Below are 19,399 nucleotides of genomic sequence, written 5' to 3'. Positions count from 1 at the left end.
GGATGCTCCTTCGCGGGATGGCCTAACACGTGTGAGGCATGAGAGCAGGTGCGCCTCACACGTGTCAAGCCTCCGGGTGCACCCACAACGGCGAGAGGCACACCTCCCGCCCCGGGGAGCGCGCCCGGGGGGCGGGAGGTGTGCCTCCGACGTGGGGACGGCGTCAGGCGGTGGCGGGGGCCCAGCCCAGGCGCGGGCCGAGGTGGGTGGCCATGTCGGTGAGGATCTGCACGTAGTCCTCGTGCTCGAACCCGAAGGGCAGCGCGAACACCACCTCGTCGACGAGCTGGAACCCCGCGTCGGCCCACAGCCGTTCCGCGAGCTCGGCCGAGGACCCGAGCAGGTCCTGGGCGAAGAGCAGCTGCCCGGGCCCCTGCGGCACCCCGACGCGGGCCGAGCGGGAGTCCACGTAGGCGCGGTACTTGCCCACCTGCTCCGGCGTCGCGGAGTCGGTGGGGATGACCACCAGACCCTGCGAGGTGCGGCCGGTGGGGTTCAGCTCGGCGAACCCGCGCAGGTGCGAGGCCTGCACCTGCGCGAAGTCGGTCGACCCGCCCTCGGCGCGCACGACGCTGGAGGCCAGCAGGTTCAGCCCCTGCGACCCCGCCCACTGCGCCGAGCGCAGGCTCGCCCCGCCGTACCAGAGCCGGTCGGCCAGGCCGGGGGAGTGCGGTTCGACGCGGTCGGAGAACACCTCGATGCCCTGCGTCCCGGCGAAGTCGCTGGCCCGGTCCCCGCGCAGGAACCGGTGCAGCCGCAGGACCCGCTCGTAGCTGAAGTCCTCCACGTCGGCGGTGTCGGGGTACAGCGAGCCCTTGACGTGCTCCCACTGCATGGGCGGGCCCACGCTGACGCCGGGGTTGAGCCGGCCGTGGGCCAGGACGTCGACCGTCGCGAGGTCCTCGGCCAGCCGCAACGGGTTCTCCCAGCCCAGCGGCGTGACCGCCGTGCCCAGGTGGATGCGGCTGGTGCGCTGCGTCAGGGCGGCCAGCACCGCGACGGGGGAGGAGATCCCCGGCTGCAGGTGCCGGTGCCGCAGCCAGGCGCTGTCGAGACCCAGCCGCTCCCCGAGCTCGACGACCTGCAGCGTCGTCTCGTGCCCGGGGCCCGGGTCGGCCGGGTCGAACGACCCGATGGTCAGGAACCCCATGCGCCGCAGCGCCACACCCTCGACCGGCACGTCAGACCGTCCCTTCGAAACCCGCGCTCGCGGTGGTCGTCCCCGGGGGGACCTCGGTGAAACCGCCGTCGCGCACGTCGACGCGCCCGGACGGGGGCAGGACCGGCGCGCCGGTGAGCACGCGGACCCCGAAGCCGGTCTCCTGCCAGCGGCGGGCCTGCGGCAGCTGCTCGTAGGCGAGCTGGGCGGCGTGCCCGACCTGCGCCGCGGCCTTGCCCGTCGTCATCGCCACCCCCGGCGTCAGCCGGATCGTCAGCAGCCCGTCGGGGCCGGGGACGGCCAGGTCCTCCGGGTCGGCCAGGTCCAGGCCGCCGACCTGCAGCGGCCGCAGGAGCTCGGGCACCTGCTCGCGCGGGTGCGGGGCGAAGACCCGGACCACCGCCTCGCCGCTGGCGGCCTCGGCGTGCGGGAGGGCGGCGGTCCGCTCCCACTTCACCCCGCGCGCGCGGCGGCAGATCTTGCGGATCCGCCGGTCCCGCCAGGCCTGCACGGCGGCGCGCAGCTCACCGTCGGGGGAGGTGACGCGCGGGTCGGACAGCAGCAGGACGACGGCGCGGGCCGCGGCGACCAGGGTGTCGGTGTGCGTGGGCGCGGGGTTCCCCGCGGCGTCCTTCTCGACCCGGGCGACGAGCGAGAGCGACCACGGGTCGGTCTCGGCCAGGTCGGTCACCGCAGGCCGAGCCGGTCGAGGAAGCGCAGCTGCCGCTGGACCTGCCAGCCCAGCCCGCCGGCGTGGTCGGAGAACTCCCAGACGTCGACGTGCCGGTCCTCGTGCCCCCAGCGGTTGAAGGCCGCGAACACCGTCGACGGCGGGCACACGGGGTCCATGAGCGCGGCGGAGAACAGCGCCGGGACCCGGGCGCGGGAGGCGAGGTTCGCCCCGTCGACGTAGGACATCGTCGTGAACGTGCGGTCCACCTGCTCGGGGGAGTGCCGGCGCAGGTAGTCGACGACCTCCAGGTACGGCCCGTCGCCGGCGACCTGCGCGCCGCGCCGGACGTGGCACAGGAACGGCACGTCGACCAGCGCGGCCGCCACCCGGTCCCCGGACAGGGCCGCCGCGGCGATGGTGAACGCCCCGCCCTGGCTGGCGCCGCGCACGACGACGCGGGAGGTGTCGACCTCCACGCCCAGGGCGGGCAGCGCGTGCGCGACGTCGACGGCGCGCGCGCAGTCGACGTAGGCGCGGCGGTAGTAGTAGGTGGCCGGGTCCCCGACGCCCTTGGTCATGAACCCGCGGGCCCACTGCCCGCCGCTGACGTGCGGGTCGGGGTCGGGGGTGTCGGTGCCCTGCCCGCGGGTGTCGACGACGAGGTGCGCGAAGCCCGCGGCGGCCCAGGTGGTCCGGTCCAGCGGCAGGCCCCGGCCGCCGGAGTAGCCGATGAACTCCACGACGACCGGCAGCGGCCCGGGCAGGTGCGCCGGGCGCAGCAGCCAGGCGGCGACCCGGTCACCGGCCCAGCCGGAGAACCGCACGTCGTGGACGGTCAGCGCCGGCAGCGCCGGGCCGGGGGCCTCGGTCAGCTCGACCGCGAGGTCGTGCCCGCGGGCCAGGGCCAGGCTCCCGGCCCAGAAGGCGTCGAGGTCGGCGGGCTCGGGGACGTCCCCGCGGTAGTCGCGCAGCACGTCCAGCGGCAGGTCGGTCAGCGGCACGTGCTCGACGCTACTGGCTCACACCGCGGCGGGGTGAGCCTGGGTCCGGAACTGCTCCAGGGTGTCGCGCAGGGCCGCCAGCACGTAGTCGGGGACCCGCATGCCCTGCTCCCGCGACCACAGCAGCTCGCGCTCGACCAGCCCGATCTGGGCGCCGAAGTCCTCCACCGTGTCCTGCAGGCCCAGCGTCGTCAGCACGCTGCCGAACTGCGCGCGGTGCTGGGGGGTGTGCGCGCCCACGGGGCTGAAGGACTTGCGGCGCAGCACCCGCGCCAGCCGCAGCTGCCAGGGCGCCAGCACGCCCTGCTGGACCATCTCGGTGGCCGAGAGGCGGTAGAAGGCGAAGTGCCCGGGTTCCTGCCGCCGGATCGGCTGGACGATGGTCCTGGAGACGGCGTCCTCACCCATCTCGTCCAGACCCTCGACGAGCTTGTTGTACGCGACCACGGCGGCCTTCTCGGTGGCGGCGCCGGTCAGGTAGTAGAGCAGGCGGGCGACCTCCTGCACCGGGCGCAGGTGGGCCAGCGCCCCCAGGAGGCGGATCTTCGCGCTGACGGTGTCGGTGTCCGGGTCCGCCGGCGGCAGGTCGAGGTCCTGCTGCAGCCGGTCCAGGATGAGCCCGTGCTGGATCTCCTGCGGCTGCCACACGTCGGCGTAGAAGAGGCGGTCGGTCTCGGAGACGTCCGGCAGCAGGGTCAGCAGCTCCAGGACGTTGCGGTCGACCTCCAGCTCCACCCGGGCCAGGTAGTCGATGACGTGGCCGAAGCGCTGCCGCACGCCGCGGGGGTCCTTCACGGTGCGGTCGACCGACTCCAGGGGGATGGGCGGGTGCTTCTCGCCCAGGCGCAGGACGTGGTCGCGGATGTCCCCGGGGGTGATGAGCTTGCGCGCCACGTGCTTCTCCTGCTTCCTGGGCCGACCGGTGCGAACGCCCCCCGGACAGTGTGCCCCCTGGGGCGCCCTGCCCGTGAGGGTGTCCTCAGTTCGCAACCGGCGGCCGCGCGGATGGGTTCCACCCGCCGGACGTGGCGTGGGCCACACCCGGCGGTCCCGCCTCAGGCCCGCACGCGCCGGTGCGCGGTGAGCAGCGTGAACACCGCGTAGGCGGCGAACCCCAGGGCGACCAGCAGGAGCAGGACCACGCCGTAGGGCTGCGCGGCGATCTCGTGGAAGGCCGCGTCCAGGCCGCGCGACTTGGCGGTGTCGCCCGTGGCCGAGACGACGACGAGGGCCCCCAGCACGGCCAGGGCCACGCCCCGGGCCACCCAGCCGGCGACGCCCAGCGCGCGCAGCGGCCGCGACAGCGTCCCCTCGACCTTGTCCTCGAAGTCCTTGCGCACGCCCCGCACGACGAGCGCGACGCCGACACCGGCCACGACGAGCCCGGCGAGCACCACGAGCACGGGACCGCCGGGCGCCTCCAGCACCCGCTGCGTGAGCGTCTGCTGCTGCGTCCCGGCGGAGGCCCCCGCGCCGACGGCGAAGCGGACGCAGGAGACCGCCAGGACCGCCGCCACGACCCCCTTGGCCGCCGCGCTGACGCGGTGCGAGGTCTTGGTGCCGGTGAGGACCGTCAGGACCTGCCACGCCGTCAGCGCCGCGAAGCCGACCGCCAGCGCCACGAGGAGCACCACCCCGAAGGGCTTCTCCGCGATCTGCCGCAGCGCCCCGCTGGAGTCGGCCGACCCGCCCCCGCCGCCCAGCGCCACCTGCGCCGCCAGCCAGGCCACGACGAGGTGGACGACCCCGTCGGCCGCGACACCCGCGCGCCCGGCCCGGCGCACCCCGTCCTCGTGGGCTTGCGCGAAGGACTCCCCGCGCCGGACCTGGGACTCCAGCGAACCCGACATGCGAGAAGGGAACTGCGCGGCGGGCCGGGCCGCAACCGCAACCGCGTCGGTCAGCGGAAGCGGCGCAGGCGCAGCGAGTTGGTCACGACGAACACCGAGGAGAACGCCATCGCCGCGGACGCCACGACGGGGTTGAGCAGCCCCGCCGCCGCCACGGGCAGGGCGGCGACGTTGTAGGCGAAGGCCCAGAACAGGTTCCCGCGGATCGTCGACAGGGTCCGGCGGGAGAGCCGGACGGCGTCGACGGCGGCCTGCAGGTCGGCCCGCACGAGGGTCAGGTCCCCGGCCTCGATCGCGGCGTCGGTCCCCGAGCCCATGGCGATGCCGAGGTCGGCCGTGGCCAGGGCCGCGGCGTCGTTGACGCCGTCGCCGACGACGGCGACGACCCGTCCCCGCGCCTGCAGCGCGCGGACGTGGGCGACCTTGTCCTCGGGGCGGGCCCCGGCCACCACGTCCTCGATCCCGACGGAGGCCGCGACGGCGCGGGCGGTGCGCTCGTTGTCGCCGGTCAGCAGCACCGGCCGCAGGCCGAGGGCGCGGAACCCGGCCACGGCGTCGCGGCTGGACGGCCGCACGGTGTCGGCGACGGCCAGGACGCCCAGCGGCCGGTCGCTCGCGACGAGGACGGTGGTGCGCCCGGCGGCCTCGTGCTCGGCCAGCGCCCCCGCCAGCGGCGCGGGCACGTCCGGGCCGGTCCAGTCCGGGCGCCCGGCCCGCACGCGCACGCCCTCGACCGTCCCGGTGATCCCGGCGCCCGCGCTGGCGGTGACGTCGGTGACGGGCACAAGGGTGACCCGCTCCCGGGCCCCGGCGGCGATCGCGCGGCCCACGGGGTGCTCGGAGGCGTCCTCCAGGGACCCCGCCCACCGCAGCAGGTCCTCCTCGGCCACGCCGGGGGCGGGGACCACGGCGACCAGGGACATCCGGCCCGTCGTCACCGTGCCGGTCTTGTCGAGCACGACGGTGTCCACGCGCCGGGTGGACTCCAGCGCCTCGGGGCCCTTGACGAGGACGCCGAGCTGGGCGCCGCGGCCGGTGCCGACGAGCAGCGCGGTCGGCGTGGCGAGGCCCAGCGCGCACGGGCAGGCGATGACCAGGACGGCGACCGCGATCGTCAGCGCCTCGCCGACCGGGGCCCCGGCCAGCAGCCAGCCGACGGAGGTGGCCAGGGCGCCGGCGAGCACGACGGGCACGAAGACGCCCGAGACGCGGTCGGCGAGCCGTTGCGCCGCGGCCTTGCCGGACTGCGCCTGCTCGACGGTCCGGCCGATGCGGGCGAGCTGGGTGTCGGCCCCGACGCGGGTGGCCCGCACGACGAGCCGCCCCCCCGCGTTGACGGTCCCGCCCACGACGTCGTCGCCCGTGCCGACCTCGACGGGGACGGACTCGCCCGTCAGGAGGCTGAGGTCGAGGGCGGAGGTGCCCTCGACGACGGTGCCGTCGGTGGCGACGGTCTCCCCGGGGCGGACGACGAAGCGGTCCCCGACGCGCAGGTCCGCGACCGGGACCCGGACCTCGGCGCCGTCGCGCAGGACGCCGACGTCCTTGGCGCCCAGGGCGAGCAGCGCCTCCAGCGCGGCCCCGGACCGGCGGCGGGCGCGGGCCTCCAGGTACCGGCCGGTGAGGACGAACACCGTGACGACGGCGGCGACCTCGAGGTACAGCTCGTCGCCGGAGGAGCCCAGGAGGGAGAACCCCATGTGCGTGCCGGGCATCCCGGCGTCGCCGAGGAACAGCGAGGCGCACGACGTCAGGTACGCCGCGACCACCCCGAGGCTCACGAGGGTGTCCATGGTGGCCGCGCCGTGCCGGGCGTTGACGAGCGCGGCCCGGTGGAAGGGCCACGCCCCCCACACCGCGACGGGGGAGGCGAGCGCGAAGGCCAGCCACTGCCAGTTCGTGAACTGCAGCGCGGGGACCATCGACAGCAGCAGGACGGGAAGGCCCAGCGCGGCCGTCACCGCGACCCGCCGGCCGAGCGCGGAGGTGACCGGGTCCTGCGGCGCGGCGACGGGCGCCGGTCCGGGCTGCGGCAGGGTCGCCGTGTAGCCGGTCCTCTCCACGACCGAGATCGCCTCGGCGACGTCGGTGCCCTCGGGCAGGCGCACGGTGGCCTTCTCGGTGGCGTAGTTCACCGTGGCCTCGACGCCGGGCATCCGGTTGAGCTTCTTCTCGACGCGGTTCGCGCAGGACGCGCAGGTCATCCCGCCGATGGTCAGTTCGACGGGCTCCATCACTCGACCAGCTCGTACCCCGCCTCCTCGACGGCGGCCGCGACGGCCGAGCGCTCGAGGGGCGTGGTGCTCGTGACGTCCACGGTGGAGGTGCCGCCGGCGACGAGGTCGACGCGCACCGACTCCACGCCGGGCAGGGCCGAGACCTCCTCGGTGACGGCGCCGACGCAGTGCGCGCAGGTCATGCCCGCGACCTCGTACCCGGCCACGTACTTCGCCTCGTGCTCGCTCATCAGGACCTCACCAACCGCGCGATCGCCGCGCTCGCTTCCTTGATCTTCTCGTCGGCCACGGTGCCGCCCTCGGCGGCCGCGTGGGCCACGCAGTGCCCGAGGTGGTCGTCGAGCAGCGACAGCGCGACGGCCTGCAGGGCCTTGGTGGCCGCGGACACCTGGGTCAGGACGTCGATGCAGTACGCGTCCTCCTCGACCATCCGGTGCAGTCCGCGCACCTGGCCCTCGACGCGCCGCAACCGCTTGAGGACCTCGTCCTTCTCGCCGGCGTAGCCGGGCCCGTTCTCCATTCCTCCTTGATACCCCCCGGGGGTCCCCACCGCAACCCCTACCCCCCACGGGTACCTGCCGGGAGCACCCCCGGGCAGGGGGGACACTGGAGGGGTGCCGAGCACCCTGCCCGACGGTGAGACCGTCCCCGCCGACGGATCCCTGCCCGAGCGCGCCCTGACCGGCGCGACCGAGCGCACCTTCGGCGTCTACCTGCACGTCCCCTTCTGCTCGGTCCGCTGCGGGTACTGCGACTTCAACACCTACACGGCCACCGAACTCGGCGGCGGGGGCTCGCAGGCCGCCTACGCGCAGACGGCCGCGGCCGAGGTGCGCTTCGCCGCGGGTGTCCTGGGCGACGCCGTCCGGCCCGCCGGGACGGTCTTCTTCGGCGGCGGCACCCCCACGCTGCTGCCGGCGGCCGACCTCGCCCTCATGCTCGCCGCCGTGCGCGAGCAGTTCGGGACCACCCCCGGCGCCGAGGTCACCACCGAGGCCAACCCCGACTCGGTGACGCCGCAGTCGCTGGCCGCGCTGAAGGCCGCCGGGTTCACCCGCGTCTCCTACGGCATGCAGTCCGCCGTGCCGCACGTCCTGGCCGTCCTCGAACGCACCCACGACCCCGCCCGCGTTCCGCAGGCCGTCCGCTGGGCCCGCGAGGCCGGGCTCGACGTCAGCCTCGACCTCATCTACGGCACGCCCGGGGAGTCCCACGACGACCTGCGGCGCAGCCTCGACGCGGCCCTGGCCTGCGAACCCGACCACGTCTCGGCCTACGCCCTCATCGTCGAGCAGGGCACGAAGCTCGCCGGGCAGATGAAGCGCGGGGAGGTCCCCGAACCCTCCGACGACGACGAGGCCGACAAGTACGAGATCGTCGACGACACCCTCACCGCCGCCGGGTACGGCTGGTACGAGGTGAGCAACTGGGCGCGCGGCCCCGAGCACGCCTGCCGGCACAACCTCGCCTACTGGCGCGGCGGGGACTGGTGGGGGATCGGGCCCGGGGCGCACAGCCACGTCGGCGGGGTCCGGTGGTGGAACGTCAAGCACCCCACGGCCTACGCCGGGCGCATCGCGGCGGGGAACTCCCCGGCCCACGCGCGCGAACTGCTCAGCGACGACGACCGCCGCGTCGAGGACGTCCTGCTGCGCTCGCGGCTGGCCGAGGGTTTCGACCCCGCGTGGTGGGGCGTGCGGACGCAGGCCGCGCAACTGCTCATCGACGGGTTGCTGGAACCGGCCGCGGGCGGGCGGGTCGCGCTGACCCGCCGGGGCCGGCTGCTGGCCGACGCGGTGGTGCGGCGGCTGCTCGACTGAACCCGGCGGGGCGTGAGGCTCCTGCGGCGCGGACGGCCGCCGGTAGCGTGCCGGCATGGACCTCGGCCTGAGCCTCGGCTACCTCACCGGCCCCGTCGGGCCCGCCGCCCGGCGGGCGCTGGAACTGACCCGGGCCGCCGAGGACGCCGGGTTCGCCTCCGTCTGGGTCGCCGAGGCCTACGGCACCGACGCCGTCAGCGTCCTGGGCTGGCTGGCCGCCCAGACCACCCGCATCGGCCTGGGCTCGGCCGTCCTGCAGGTCCCCGCGCGCGCCGCGGCCTCGACCGCCATGACGGCCGCGACGCTCGACGGGCTCTCCGGCGGCCGGTTCCGGCTGGGCCTGGGCGTCTCCGGGCCGCAGGTCGCCGAGGGCTGGTACGGGCAGTCGTTCTCCCGGCCGCTGGCCCGCACCCGCGAGTACGTGGCCGTCGTGCGGCAGTTGCTGGCGCGCGGGGAGTCCCGGTTCGACGGCCGGCACCTGCAGCTGCCGCTGCCCGATGGCCCGGGGATCCCGCTGCGGCTCATGCAGCCCACCCCGCGGCCGGACCTGCCCGTCCACCTGGCCGCGGTGGGACCGCGCAACGTCGAGCTCGCCGGGGAGGTCGCCGACGGCTGGCTGCCGTCCTTCCTCGTCCCGGAGGACTCCACCGGGTCCTTCGACCGGTTGCGGGCCGGGTTCGCCCGGCGGGACCGGCCGGTGGAGGGGTTCGAGGTGACCGCGACCGTCCCGCTCGTCGTGACCGGCGCGAGCGGCCCGGCCCGCGCCGAGGCCGAGCGGCCCGTCCGCGACCTCCTCGCGCTGTACCTGGGCGGGATGGGCTCGCGGGAGCAGAACTTCTACGCCGACCTCGGCCGCCGGCTCGGCTTCGGCGCCGCCGTCGACGAGGTCCAGGACCTCTACCTCGCCGGCCGCCGGGCCGAGGCGGCCCAGCGGGTCCCGCAGGACCTGCTGGCCGCGACGACCCTCGTCGGGTCGGCGGCCTCCGTGCGCGCCCGGCTGGACGACTACGAGCGCGCGGGGGTCACCACGGTCGCGCTGGCGCCGGTGGGGGCCGACCCGGTCGCGGACCTGCGCGCGGTCAGCGCACCAGGCGGATGATCAGCGGGTACCGGTAGACGCGACCCTGGTTGGCCGTGACCGCGGCGACGACCGCCAGGACCAGCGCCACCAGCGCCGGCACGCCCAGCAGGGCGAACAGCGGCGACCCCAGCCCGAACGTCACCAGGGTCAGGACCGCCAGGACGACGCTCAGCACGATCTCGTAGAGCACCAGCGAGATCGTCATGTTCAGCGCCTCGGCGCTGTGGCCGCGCACGAACGGGCTGCGGTCCTTGAAGACCAGGAAGACGACCAGCGGGCCCAGGAACGGCAGCGTCACGAAGCTCGCCGCGATCGCGGACAGGTGCCCGAACATCCCCCACATCCGCTCGTCCGACGGCGACAGGGGCACCGGTGCGCGGTGCGGGGGCGGTTGCGGGGGCTGGCTCACGGCTCGATCCTGACCCTTCCCGCCGCGATCCGCCAGGTTCCCCGGCGCTCCGCCGGACCCCTCAGCGGTCGGCCAGGTCGGCGGTCACGAAGTCGACGAGTTCCTCCACCCGGCCCAGCAGCGCCGGTTCGAGGTCGGCGTAGGTGCGCACCGTCCCCAGGATCCGCTTCCAGCCGTGGGCGACGTCGGCCTGGGTGGCGTGCGGCCAGCCGAGCTCGGCGAGGACGCCGTGCTTCCAGTCCTGCCCGCGCGGGACCGTCGGCCACCGCGTCCAGCCCAGCCGCTGCGGCCGCACCGACTGCCAGACGTCGATGAACGGGTGCCCCACGACGAGCACGTGCGGGTTCGCGCCGACCTTCGCGACGATCCGCGACTCCTTCGACCCCGGCACCAGGTGGTCCACGAGCACGCCGATCCGGCGGCCCGGCCGCGGCGCGTGGGACCGGATCGCGGCGTCGAGGTCGTCGACGCCGTCGAGCATCTCCACGACGATCCCCTCGACGCGCAGGTCGTCGCCCCAGACCTTCTCGACCAGCTCGGCGTCGTGCCGGCCCTCGACGAGGATGCGCGAGGCGCGGGCCGTGCGGGCGCCCGCGCCGGCCACCGCGACCGACCCCGACGCGGTCCGCGTCGGCTGGACCGGCCCCGCGGCCTTCGGGGCGACCAGCCGCACGGGCTGCCCCTCGACCCAGAAGCCCGACCCCAGCGGGAAGGTGCGGGTCCTCCCCTTCGCGTCCTCCAGGACGACGACGTGCACCCCGCCGCTCTTCTCCACGCGCACCACGGCCCCGACCCAGCCCGTGTCGACGTCCTCCACGACCAGGCCCCGCACCGCCGGCTCGTCCCGGTGCACCGGCTTGGGGTGGGAGCGGGCGTGGGGGTCGGCCGAGAGCACGTCGGCGCCGTAGCGGTCGTCGTAGCGGGTCACCGGGGCACGCTAACGACGCGCGCGGGCCCGGCGGGGGAGGCGCGGCGGGCGCGGCAGCACTTAGACTTGGCACTCACCGGTGAGGAGTGCCAGCAGAAGGGGGACCGATGAGCGACGACCGCCGGCTCGCCGTGCTGCGCGCCATCGTCGAGGACTACGTCTCCAGCCACGAGCCCGTCGGCTCCAAGACCCTCGTCGAGCGCCACCAGCTCGGCGTCTCACCCGCCACCATCCGCAACGACATGGCCGTGCTGGAGGAGGAGGGGTACATCACCCAGCCCCACACCAGCGCCGGCCGCATCCCCACCGACAAGGGCTACCGGCTGTTCGTCGACCGGCTCGCCAACGTCAAACCCATGAGCCCGGCCGAGAAGCGGGCCATCGAGGCCTTCCTGCACGGCGCCGACGACCTCGACGACGTCGTCGACCGCACCGTCCGGCTGCTCGCGCAGATCACCCGCCAGGCCGCCGTCGTGCAGTACCCGTCGCTGACGCGCGCCACCGTCCGGCACGTCGAGCTCGTCGGCGTCGGCGGCCGCAGCGCGCTGCTGGTGCTCATCACCGACTCCGGCCGCGTCGAGCAGCGCGTCCTGGACGTCCGCTCCGCCGTCGACGTGGAGTCCCTGGGGGTCTCCCTGGCGGCGCTGCGCACCCGCGTCAACGCCTCCGTCGCCGGCAAGCGGCTGCGCGAGGCCCGCGACGCCCTCACCGACCTCGTCCAGCAGACCCCCGCCACCGACCTCGCCATCGCCGCCGAGGTCGCCGCGGCCCTGGGGGACTGCCTGACCGCCTCCCTGGAGGAGCGCGTCGTCCTCGCCGGGACCTCCAACCTGGTCAAGTCCGGGCCCGACCTGGCGACCTCCCTCGGCAGCGTCCTGGAAGCCCTCGAGGAGCACGTCGTGCTGCTCCGGCTGGTCCAGGAGATGACCGAGGACCCCGCGCGCGAGCGCGGTGCCCTGACCGTGCGCATCGGCGCCGAGAACCTGCACCTCGGCCTCGACGGCACGTCCGTGGTGACCAGCGGCTACGGCTCCGACGGCGAGCTGGCCCGCCTCGGCGTCCTCGGCCCCACCCGGATGGACTACCCGACGACGATGGCCGCGGTGCGCGCGGTGTCCCGCTACGTCTCGCGCATCCTGGCCCAGTGACCGGAACCGACAGGAGAACCCCGACCTCGTGAGCGACTACTACGACGTCCTCGGCGTCTCGAAGGACGCCTCGACGGAGGAGATCAAGCGCGCCTACCGCAAGCTGGCGCGCAAGCTCCACCCGGACGTGAACCCCGACGCGGGGGAGCAGTTCAAGGAGGTCTCCCAGGCCTACGAGACGCTGTCCAACCCGGACAAGCGGTCCGCCTACGACCGCGGCGGCTCGATGCCCGGCGGCGCCGCCGGCGGCTTCGGCGCCGGGTTCGGGTTCTCCGACATCATGGACGCCTTCTTCGGGCAGGGCGGCGCCGGTGGGCGCGGCGCCGGGCCCGCCAGCCGCACCCAGCGCGGCCAGGACGCCCTCATCCGCGTCGACGTCGACCTCGCCGAGGCCGCGTTCGGGGGCGAGCGCTCCATCCAGGTCGACACCGCGATCCTGTGCCCCACGTGCAAGGGCTCGTGCTGCCAGCCCGGCACCAGCCCGCAGACGTGCGACATCTGCCACGGCCAGGGGTCGGTCCAGCGGGTCGTCCGCTCGCTGCTCGGCCAGGTCATGACCACCCAGGCCTGCCCCACCTGCCGCGGCTTCGGGACCGTCCTGCCCTCCCCGTGCCTGGAGTGCTCCGGGGAGGGCCGCGTCCGCGCCCGTCGTCCCCTGACGATCCGCATCCCCGCCGGCGTCGACACCGGCACCCGCATCCAGCTCGCCTCCCAGGGCGAGGTCGGCACCGCCGGCGGCCCGCCCGGCGACCTCTACGTCGAGATCCACGAACGCCCGCACCCGGTGTTCTCCCGCTCCGGCGACGACCTGCACTGCACGCTGCAGGTGCCGATGACCGCGGCGGCCCTGGGCGCCACGGTCCCGCTGGAGACCCTCGACGGCAGCGAGGACGTCGACGTGCGCCCCGGCACCCAGGCGGGGGAGACGGTGGTCCTGAAGCAGAAGGGCGCCGAGCACCTGCGCGCCCAGGGCCGCGGCGACCTCGTCGTCACCCTCGACGTCGTCACCCCGCGCGAGCTCGACGACGAGCAGGAGGAGCTCCTGCGGCGGCTGGCCGAGCTGCGCGGCGAGGTGCGCCCCGCCGGCAAGCTCGCCCCCGCCCACCAGGGCGTGTTCTCCAAGCTGCGCGACCGGCTCTCCGGCCGCTGAGGCCCACTGCGCGCGGTGGGGCGCGCGGTCACCGCGCGCCCCACCGGGGCGCCCGCGGTGACCGCGCGCGCGAACCGCTCAGGAGACGGTGAACCCCTTGGTGTCGGCCAGCGGGGTCGCGCCCTCGCCGCCGGACTCGTCCGGCGCGACCACCGCGACGGTGTACGTGCCCGGCCCGACCTGCGCGGTGAACGAGAAGTCGTCGAACGTCCCGTTCGCCCCCGCCTGCACCGCCTCCCGCGCCACCTCGGCCCCCGAGGCGTCGGTGATCGTGTACAGCAGCGTGCCCTCGAACGCCGTCCCGACCCCGGTGACGGTCACCGAGCCCGACCCGGGCGTGACACCCGTGATCCACGCCGGGGCCTGCACGTCGGCCTGCGGGGCCCGCGCCACCGTGCGCGCCACGGCCTCCCCGAACAGCGTGGGCTCCGGCCGCCCGTCGACGCGGATCTCCACCGGGTCGCTCGACCCCGCCGCCGCCGTCACCGTGTAGACGAGCTGCTGCACCGCCGCGGTGGCGTCCGCGGCCCGGCCGGCGGCGGCCGACGCCGCCAGGTCCACGACCAGCCGACCCCCGGTGGAGGTGACCGTGGCGGTCGGGTCCGCCGACCAGGGGCTCGTGTAGTCCGGGTCGCCCGGCCCGCCGGCCAGCATGGCCCGCAGCGCCCGCGTGGCGTCGTCCGCGCCCGCGTCCCCGGCCCGCACGTACTCGCGGAACAGCTTCGGGGAGGACCCGCCCAGCCAGTACACCGGGACGGTGGCCGACCCCGAGGGCAGCGCCGCACCGGCCGGCGCCGACGTCGCGACCGACCCCGCCGGGGTGGACCGCGGGGTCCCCCGCGGCGCCGGCGAGGTGCCGTCCGGAGCCGGGGTCTCCTCCGGCGCCGAGGAGGCGGCCGACGTCGCCGGGGACGCCGGGGACGCCGAGGACGCCGACGCGCTGGGGGACGGCGAGGTGGACGCCGCGACCGTCGTCACGTCGCCCCCGTCGCGCTGGGTCAGGGCGTAGCCCCCGCCCCCCACGACGACGACGGCGGCGGCCCCCGCGACCGCGACCCAGGCGCGCGAGCGACGACGGTTGGAACGGCTGGTCATGCGGATCTCCTCGAGACGGTCGGCAGGTCGGGCCCCGGCCGCGCGTGCGGCCAGCGCGTCGCGCAGCTGCCGCGCGGTGGGGCTGAGCTCGTCGTCGCCGTCGGGGTCCGGCAGCGGACCCAACGGGGTGTCCTCGGTCACTGCCGCTCCTCCCGGCTCATCACCTCGCGCAACGCGGACAGCCCGCGGTGCGCGTGCGTCTTGACCGCACCCCGGCTGATGCCGAGGGTGTCGGCGATGTCCTGCTCGGACATCTCGCCCTGGTACCGCAGCACCAGGACCTCGCGCTGCCGGGCGGGCAGCCCGTCCAGCGCCGCGAGCACCGTCCGGTGCTCGCTGGCCCGCACGGCGTGCTCCTCGGGGCCGTCCGGGGCCGGGTCCGGCAGCGGCCGCCCGCGGTCGGCCACCACCCGGTGCCGCAGCGCGTCCCGGGCCCCGTTGACCACGCTCGTGCGCAGGTACGCCACGGCGGACCCCTTGTCCGCCAGGCGGTCCCACCGCCGGTGCAGGGCGACGAAGGCGTCGGCGACGACCTCCTCGGCGCTCGCGGACTCGCCCATGAGCGAGGTCACGAGCGCGACCAGACGCCGCCAGTGCGCCGCGTACAGCGCGCTGACGGCCTCGTCGGCCGACCACGAGCGCGGGTCGTCAGACACGACCCCACGCTCCTCCATCACCATCACACCGTGTAGACGAGTCACGCAGGGTCACGGTTGACATCCAAGCGGAGATGTTTCGCGAGGGGCCCGTGGGACGCGCCGGGCGGGGGTGGGCCGGGGGTGGCGATCGTTGTGACAACGCTCGCGATCACCGCGAGCGTTGTCACAACGATCGCCACCCCCGCGGCCCGGTAGCGTCGGACCCATGGCCGAGGTCTCCCGCGTCGAACGCGCCCCCGACGACCTGTTCCTGCGGATCGTCGCGGGCGACGTGCCCGCCACGATCGTCCACTCCGACGACCAGGTCGTCGCCTTCGAGGACATCGCCCCCCAGGCCCCCACCCACGTCCTGGTCGTCCCGCGCGAGCGGTACGAGAACGTCGCCGAGCTCGCCGCGAAGGCCCCGCAGGTCCTCGCGCGCCTCGTCGAGGTGGCCCAGCGCATCGCCGACGAGCGCTGCGGCGGGGAGTACCGCCTCGTCTTCAACACCGGCACGGCCGTGGGGCAGTCGGTCTTCCACGTGCACGGGCACGTCCTGGGCGGCCGGGACTTCACCTGGCCCCCGGGCTGATCCTGCGGTTGCATGTACCGCCATGTGCGGTCTCTGCGGTGAAGTCAGGTTCGACGGGCGCGCGGCGGACGTCGCCGCCGTCCAGGCGATGTCGCAGACCCTCGCCCCACGCGGGCCGGACGGCGAGGGCGTCTGGGCGCAGGGCCGGGTCGCCTTCGGGCACCGCCGGCTGTCGATCATCGACCTGTCGGCGTGCGGCGCCCAGCCCATGCAGGACCCCGAGCTGGGGCTGACCGCCGTCTTCAACGGCTGCATCTACAACTACCCGCAGCTGCGCGAGGAGCTCACCGGGTACGGCTACCGGTTCGTCTCCACCTCCGACACCGAGGTCATCGTCAAGGGCTACCACCGCTGGGGCGCCGACGTCGTCGACCACCTCGTGGGCATGTTCGCCGTCGTCGTCCACGAGCGCGACACCGGCCGCGTGGTCCTCATGCGCGACCGGCTCGGCATCAAACCCCTCTACCTGGCCGAGACGCCCGGCCGGCTGCGGTTCGCCTCCAGCCTGCCCGCGCTGGTCGCCGCCGGTGACGTCGACACCACCATCGACCCCGTCGCCCTGCACCACTACCTCAGCTGGCACGCCGTCGTCCCCGCCCCGCACACCGTGCTCAAGGGCGTGCGGAAGCTGCCGCCCGCCACGGTCCGCACGATCGAGGCCGACGGCCGCTCGACCGAGCGCCGCTACTGGGCGCCCGACCACGTGCGCCGCGAGCAGTTCGCCGGGTTCACCGCCCGCGACTGGGAGGACGCGGTCCTGGAGTCCCTGCGGACCGCCGTCAAGCGCCGCACCGTCGCCGACGTCCCCGTCGGGGTGCTGCTGTCCGGCGGGCTGGACTCCAGCCTCATCACCGCGCTGCTGGCCGAGCAGGGCCAGACCGACCTGGCGACGTACTCCATCGGGTTCGAGTCCGTCGGCGGCCACGAGGGCGACGAGTTCGCCTACTCCGACGTCATCGCCGAGCGGTTCGCCACGAACCACCACCGCATCCGCGTCACGGGCGACGAGCTCGTCGGGGCGCTGGGGCACGCCGTGGGGGCCATGAGCGAACCCATGGTCAGCCACGACGTCGTCGCCTTCGACCTGCTGTCCCAGCAGGTGTCGCAGACCATCAAGGTCGTGCAGTCCGGGCAGGGCGCCGACGAGGTGTTCGGCGGCTACCACTGGTACCCGCCGCTGACCGGCCTCACCCCGCAGCAGGGCGTCGACGCCTACGCGCGCGTGTTCTTCGACCGCGACCACGCGCAGATGGCCGAGGTGCTGAACCCGCAGTGGCTGACGGCCACCGACGTCTCCCGGGAGTTCCTCACCGAGCACTTCACCCGCCCGGGCGCCGACACGGCCGTCGACGCGGCGCTGCGGCTGGACACCGAGGTCATGCTCGTCGACGACCCGGTCAAGCGCGTCGACAACACGACGATGGCGTGGGGACTGGAGGCGCGCGTGCCGTTCCTCGACCACGAGCTCGTCGAGCTGGCCGCCGCGATCCCCCCCGAGCTCCAGCTCGCCCACGGCGGCAAGGGCGTCCTGAAGCAGGTCGGGTACCGCGTCATCCCGCGCGAGGTCATCGACCGGCCCAAGGGCTACTTCCCCGTCCCGGCCATCACCCACCTGGAGGGCAAGGTCCTCAGCACCGTCCGCGACGCCCTGACCAGCCGCGCCGCGCAGGACCGCGCCCTGTTCCGCCCCGAGTACGTCGCCGGGCTGCTCGCCGACCCCAACGGGGAACTGACACCGTTGCACGGGAACAAGCTGTGGCAGCTCGGGCTGCTCGAGATGTGGCTGCAGCAGCACGGGATCGGCTGAGCGGAGGAGGCGGGATGAACGTCAGCGCGAAACGCCGCAGCACGGTCGCCGGCCTGCGGCACCGGGTCGTCGACGTCCCGACGATCTCCGGCCGGACCTGGCAGCGACCACCCCAGTGGTTCACCGACGACATGTCCAGCGACGTCGTCCTCGACATGGGGTGGGGCCGGCTGGTGTTCGGGCAGACCTTCACCGACCAGCGCGCCGTCGTCGACGCCCTGCGCGCCGAGGAGACCGGCGAGCGCGACATCGCCATGTACGTCCGCGAACCGCAGGTGCTCGTCGGCCTGGCCCCGCACGAGCTGTTCCTGGACCCCTCCATCACGTTCCGGCTGGACCTGGCCCGCTACCGGGCGGCGCGCGACCGCAACCCCGACGTGTTCGTGCGCATGGTCCGCGAGCGCGGTGAGCTGGACGAGGTGAACCGCATCTACGCCGCGTGCGGCATGGTCACCTCCGACGTCGACGTCATGTGGGCCAACCACCGCACCCGGACGTTCACGTACCTCGTGGCCGAGGACACCCGGACCCACGAGGTCGTCGGCACCGTCACCGGCGTCGACCACGTCCTCGCCTTCGGCGACCCCGACCAGGGCGCGAGCCTGTGGTGCCTGGCCGCGGACCCGCAGGCCGCTCCGCGCGGGGTGGGGGAGGCGCTGGTGCGGGTGCTCGCCGAGCGCTACGTCGCCCGCGGCCGGGCCATCCTGGACCTGTCCGTCCTGCACGACAACGACGGCGCCATCGCCCTGTACCGGCGGCTGGGTTTCCGGCCCGCCGCGCCCGTCGTCGTCAAGCGCAAGAACCCCATCAACCGGCCGCTGTTCTCCCCCCAGCCCGAGGGGCTGTCCGACCTGAACCCGTACGCGCGGATCGTCGCCGACGAGGCGCTGCGCCGCGGGGTGCGGGTGGAGGTCACCGACGCCCCCAGCGGGGAGATGCGCCTGACGTTCGGCGGGCGCTCGCTGCTGACGCGCGAGTCCCTGTCCGAGCTCACCAGCGCCGTCGCCATGAGCCGCTGCGACGACAAGCGCGTGACGCGCCGCCTGCTGGCCGCGCGCGGGGTGCGGGTGCCGCGGGCCGTGGAGCTGGCGCCCGACCCGCTGCGCGACGAGGAGGGGCTGGCCGCGTGCGAGCGGCTCGTCGCCGAGACCGGCCCGGTCGTGGTGAAACCCGCGCGGGGGGAGCAGGGCAAGGGCATCACGGTCGGCGTCCGGGGCGGGCAGGAGCTGCGGGCCGCGGTCGCCGAGGCCGCCGCGCACTGCCCCGACGTCCTCGTCGAGGAACTCGTCGCCGGGCAGGACCTGCGCGTCGTGGTCATCGACCACGAGGTCGTCGCGGCCGCGGTCCGCCGGCCGGCCGCCGTGATCGGCACCGGCACCGACGACGTCCGCACCCTCATCACCCGGCACAGCCGCCGCCGGGAGGCCGCGACGGGCGGGGAGTCCAGCATCCCGCTGGACGCCACCACCGAGCACGTCGTCGCCGACGCCGGTTTCAGCCTCGACGACGTCCTGCCCCGCGGGCAGCGCCTGGAGGTGCGGCGCACCGCGAACCTGCACACGGGCGGCACGATCGACGACGTCACCGACGACCTGCACCCCGACCTCGTCGACGCGGCCGTGGCCGCCAGCCGCGCCATCGGGATCCCCGTGACGGGCCTGGACTTCCTCGTCCCCGACGTGTCCGGCCCCGAGCACGTGGTCATCGAGGCCAACGAGCGGCCCGGGCTGGCCAACCACTCGCCGCGGCCGACGGCCCAGCGGTTCCTGGACCTGCTGTTCCCCGAGACCCGGTCCCAGGACTAGGGACCG

General features: G+C 75.2%; 19 protein-coding genes. 7 read left to right on the top strand and 12 right to left on the bottom strand.

The genetic code is table 11. The annotated features are described in order from the left end of the window. Positions 1-163 precede the first annotated feature (163 nt). The 8 genes from BJ968_RS03975 to BJ968_RS03940 all read right to left on the bottom strand — a co-directional run bounded on the left by BJ968_RS03975 (position 164) and on the right by BJ968_RS03940 (position 7,440). Positions 164-1,150, bottom strand: coding sequence for an LLM class flavin-dependent oxidoreductase (locus tag BJ968_RS03975; protein WP_179756168.1), 987 nt, complete (start codon positions 1,148-1,150; stop codon positions 164-166). A gap of 31 nt (positions 1,151-1,181) precedes the next feature. Beyond that, a complete protein-coding gene (locus BJ968_RS03970) occupies positions 1,182-1,850 on the bottom strand; it encodes an aminoacyl-tRNA hydrolase (protein WP_179749412.1) in 669 nt (222 codons plus the stop codon). Then, a complete protein-coding gene (locus tag BJ968_RS03965; RefSeq protein WP_179749410.1) occupies positions 1,847-2,833 on the bottom strand; it encodes an acetylxylan esterase in 987 nt (328 codons plus the stop codon). The genes BJ968_RS03970 and BJ968_RS03965 overlap by 4 nt, the downstream gene beginning before the upstream one ends. An 18-nt stretch (positions 2,834-2,851) precedes the next feature. After that, positions 2,852-3,727 (bottom strand): GTP-binding protein LepA, encoded by an 876-nt coding sequence (locus tag BJ968_RS03960; RefSeq protein ID WP_179749408.1) that lies wholly within the window; start codon positions 3,725-3,727, stop codon positions 2,852-2,854. A gap of 161 nt (positions 3,728-3,888) precedes the next feature. Then, positions 3,889-4,683 carry a DUF1206 domain-containing protein gene (locus tag BJ968_RS03955; RefSeq protein ID WP_179749407.1) on the bottom strand — a complete coding sequence of 265 codons (795 nt, stop codon included), beginning with the start codon at positions 4,681-4,683 and terminating at the stop codon, positions 3,889-3,891. 50 nt (positions 4,684-4,733) lie between these two features. Continuing rightward, positions 4,734-6,917 carry a heavy metal translocating P-type ATPase gene (locus BJ968_RS03950; RefSeq protein ID WP_179749405.1) on the bottom strand — a complete coding sequence of 728 codons (2,184 nt, stop codon included), beginning with the start codon at positions 6,915-6,917 and terminating at the stop codon, positions 4,734-4,736. Further along, positions 6,917-7,150: a heavy-metal-associated domain-containing protein gene (locus BJ968_RS03945; RefSeq protein ID WP_179749403.1), complete on the bottom strand. Its 234-nt coding sequence runs from the start codon at positions 7,148-7,150 to the stop codon at positions 6,917-6,919. Before BJ968_RS03945 ends, BJ968_RS03950 begins: the two co-directional genes overlap by 1 nt. Next, positions 7,150-7,440 (bottom strand): metal-sensitive transcriptional regulator, encoded by a 291-nt coding sequence (locus BJ968_RS03940; protein WP_179749401.1) that lies wholly within the window; start codon positions 7,438-7,440, stop codon positions 7,150-7,152. Before BJ968_RS03940 ends, BJ968_RS03945 begins: the two co-directional genes overlap by 1 nt. A gap of 94 nt (positions 7,441-7,534) precedes the next feature. Between BJ968_RS03940 and hemW the strand changes: the two genes are divergently transcribed. Together hemW and BJ968_RS03930 are read left to right on the top strand one after the other, a co-directional pair. Then, complete coding sequence (hemW, locus tag BJ968_RS03935; RefSeq protein ID WP_179749399.1) at positions 7,535-8,740, top strand: radical SAM family heme chaperone HemW; 1,206 nt, start codon at positions 7,535-7,537, stop codon at positions 8,738-8,740. Between the two features lie 55 nt (positions 8,741-8,795). Beyond that, a complete protein-coding gene (locus BJ968_RS03930) occupies positions 8,796-9,839 on the top strand; it encodes an LLM class F420-dependent oxidoreductase (RefSeq protein ID WP_179749397.1) in 1,044 nt (347 codons plus the stop codon). Here BJ968_RS03930 and BJ968_RS03925 read toward each other — a convergent pair. Together BJ968_RS03925 and BJ968_RS03920 are read right to left on the bottom strand one after the other, a co-directional pair. Further along, positions 9,820-10,230: a magnetosome magnetite crystal formation protein family gene (locus tag BJ968_RS03925; protein ID WP_218884764.1), complete on the bottom strand. Its 411-nt coding sequence runs from the start codon at positions 10,228-10,230 to the stop codon at positions 9,820-9,822. The genes BJ968_RS03930 and BJ968_RS03925 overlap by 20 nt on opposite strands. Before the next feature lie 61 nt (positions 10,231-10,291). After that, a complete protein-coding gene (locus tag BJ968_RS03920; protein WP_179749395.1) occupies positions 10,292-11,158 on the bottom strand; it encodes a DUF3097 family protein in 867 nt (288 codons plus the stop codon). A gap of 107 nt (positions 11,159-11,265) precedes the next feature. Here BJ968_RS03920 and hrcA point away from each other — a divergent pair, with 107 nt between their 5' ends. Together hrcA and dnaJ are read left to right on the top strand one after the other, a co-directional pair. Continuing rightward, on the top strand, positions 11,266-12,306 hold the full coding sequence (gene hrcA, locus BJ968_RS03915; protein WP_179749393.1) for a heat-inducible transcriptional repressor HrcA: 1,041 nt from the start codon (positions 11,266-11,268) through the stop codon (positions 12,304-12,306). Between the two features lie 28 nt (positions 12,307-12,334). Then, entirely contained in the window at positions 12,335-13,456 is a 1,122-nt protein-coding gene (gene dnaJ / locus BJ968_RS03910) for a molecular chaperone DnaJ (RefSeq protein ID WP_179749391.1), read from the top strand. A 78-nt stretch (positions 13,457-13,534) separates the two neighbouring features. Here the strand turns inward: dnaJ and BJ968_RS25450 are convergent, their stop codons facing one another. Both BJ968_RS25450 and BJ968_RS03900 read right to left on the bottom strand, forming a co-directional pair. Continuing rightward, positions 13,535-14,692: a Gmad2 immunoglobulin-like domain-containing protein gene (locus BJ968_RS25450; RefSeq protein WP_179749389.1), complete on the bottom strand. Its 1,158-nt coding sequence runs from the start codon at positions 14,690-14,692 to the stop codon at positions 13,535-13,537. Beyond that, positions 14,689-15,207 carry an RNA polymerase sigma factor gene (locus BJ968_RS03900; RefSeq protein ID WP_343077793.1) on the bottom strand — a complete coding sequence of 173 codons (519 nt, stop codon included), beginning with the start codon at positions 15,205-15,207 and terminating at the stop codon, positions 14,689-14,691. Before BJ968_RS03900 ends, BJ968_RS25450 begins: the two co-directional genes overlap by 4 nt. Before the next feature lie 208 nt (positions 15,208-15,415). Here BJ968_RS03900 and BJ968_RS03895 point away from each other — a divergent pair, with 208 nt between their 5' ends. The 3 genes from BJ968_RS03895 to ngg are packed head-to-tail and all read left to right on the top strand — an operon-like array spanning position 15,416 to position 19,393. Beyond that, entirely contained in the window at positions 15,416-15,781 is a 366-nt protein-coding gene (locus BJ968_RS03895; RefSeq protein ID WP_179749387.1) for a histidine triad nucleotide-binding protein, read from the top strand. Between the two features lie 22 nt (positions 15,782-15,803). Continuing rightward, a complete protein-coding gene (locus tag BJ968_RS03890) occupies positions 15,804-17,588 on the top strand; it encodes an N-acetylglutaminylglutamine amidotransferase (protein ID WP_179749385.1) in 1,785 nt (594 codons plus the stop codon). A gap of 14 nt (positions 17,589-17,602) precedes the next feature. Beyond that, entirely contained in the window at positions 17,603-19,393 is a 1,791-nt protein-coding gene (gene ngg, locus BJ968_RS03885; RefSeq protein ID WP_179749383.1) for an N-acetylglutaminylglutamine synthetase, read from the top strand. The last annotated feature ends 6 nt before the right edge of the window (positions 19,394-19,399 follow it).

It is taken from the genome of Kineococcus aurantiacus (assembly GCF_013409345.1).
Lineage (GTDB): Bacteria > Actinomycetota > Actinomycetes > Actinomycetales > Kineococcaceae > Kineococcus > Kineococcus aurantiacus.
This window is presented reverse-complemented; position numbering and strand designations above follow the sequence as displayed.

Coding starts and splice junctions, on each gene's coding strand:
- BJ968_RS03975 (WP_179756168.1), bottom strand. CDS start 1,150: ATGGGGTTCCTGACCATCGGGTCGTTCGACCCGGCCGACCCGGGCCCC.
- BJ968_RS03955 (WP_179749407.1), bottom strand. CDS start 4,683: ATGTCGGGTTCGCTGGAGTCCCAGGTCCGGCGCGGGGAGTCCTTCGCG.
- BJ968_RS03950 (WP_179749405.1), bottom strand. CDS start 6,917: ATGGAGCCCGTCGAACTGACCATCGGCGGGATGACCTGCGCGTCCTGC.
- BJ968_RS03945 (WP_179749403.1), bottom strand. CDS start 7,150: ATGAGCGAGCACGAGGCGAAGTACGTGGCCGGGTACGAGGTCGCGGGC.
- BJ968_RS03940 (WP_179749401.1), bottom strand. CDS start 7,440: ATGGAGAACGGGCCCGGCTACGCCGGCGAGAAGGACGAGGTCCTCAAG.
- BJ968_RS03930 (WP_179749397.1), top strand. CDS start 8,796: ATGGACCTCGGCCTGAGCCTCGGCTACCTCACCGGCCCCGTCGGGCCC.
- hrcA (WP_179749393.1), top strand. CDS start 11,266: ATGAGCGACGACCGCCGGCTCGCCGTGCTGCGCGCCATCGTCGAGGAC.
- BJ968_RS03895 (WP_179749387.1), top strand. CDS start 15,416: ATGGCCGAGGTCTCCCGCGTCGAACGCGCCCCCGACGACCTGTTCCTG.
- BJ968_RS03890 (WP_179749385.1), top strand. CDS start 15,804: ATGTGCGGTCTCTGCGGTGAAGTCAGGTTCGACGGGCGCGCGGCGGAC.
- ngg (WP_179749383.1), top strand. CDS start 17,603: ATGAACGTCAGCGCGAAACGCCGCAGCACGGTCGCCGGCCTGCGGCAC.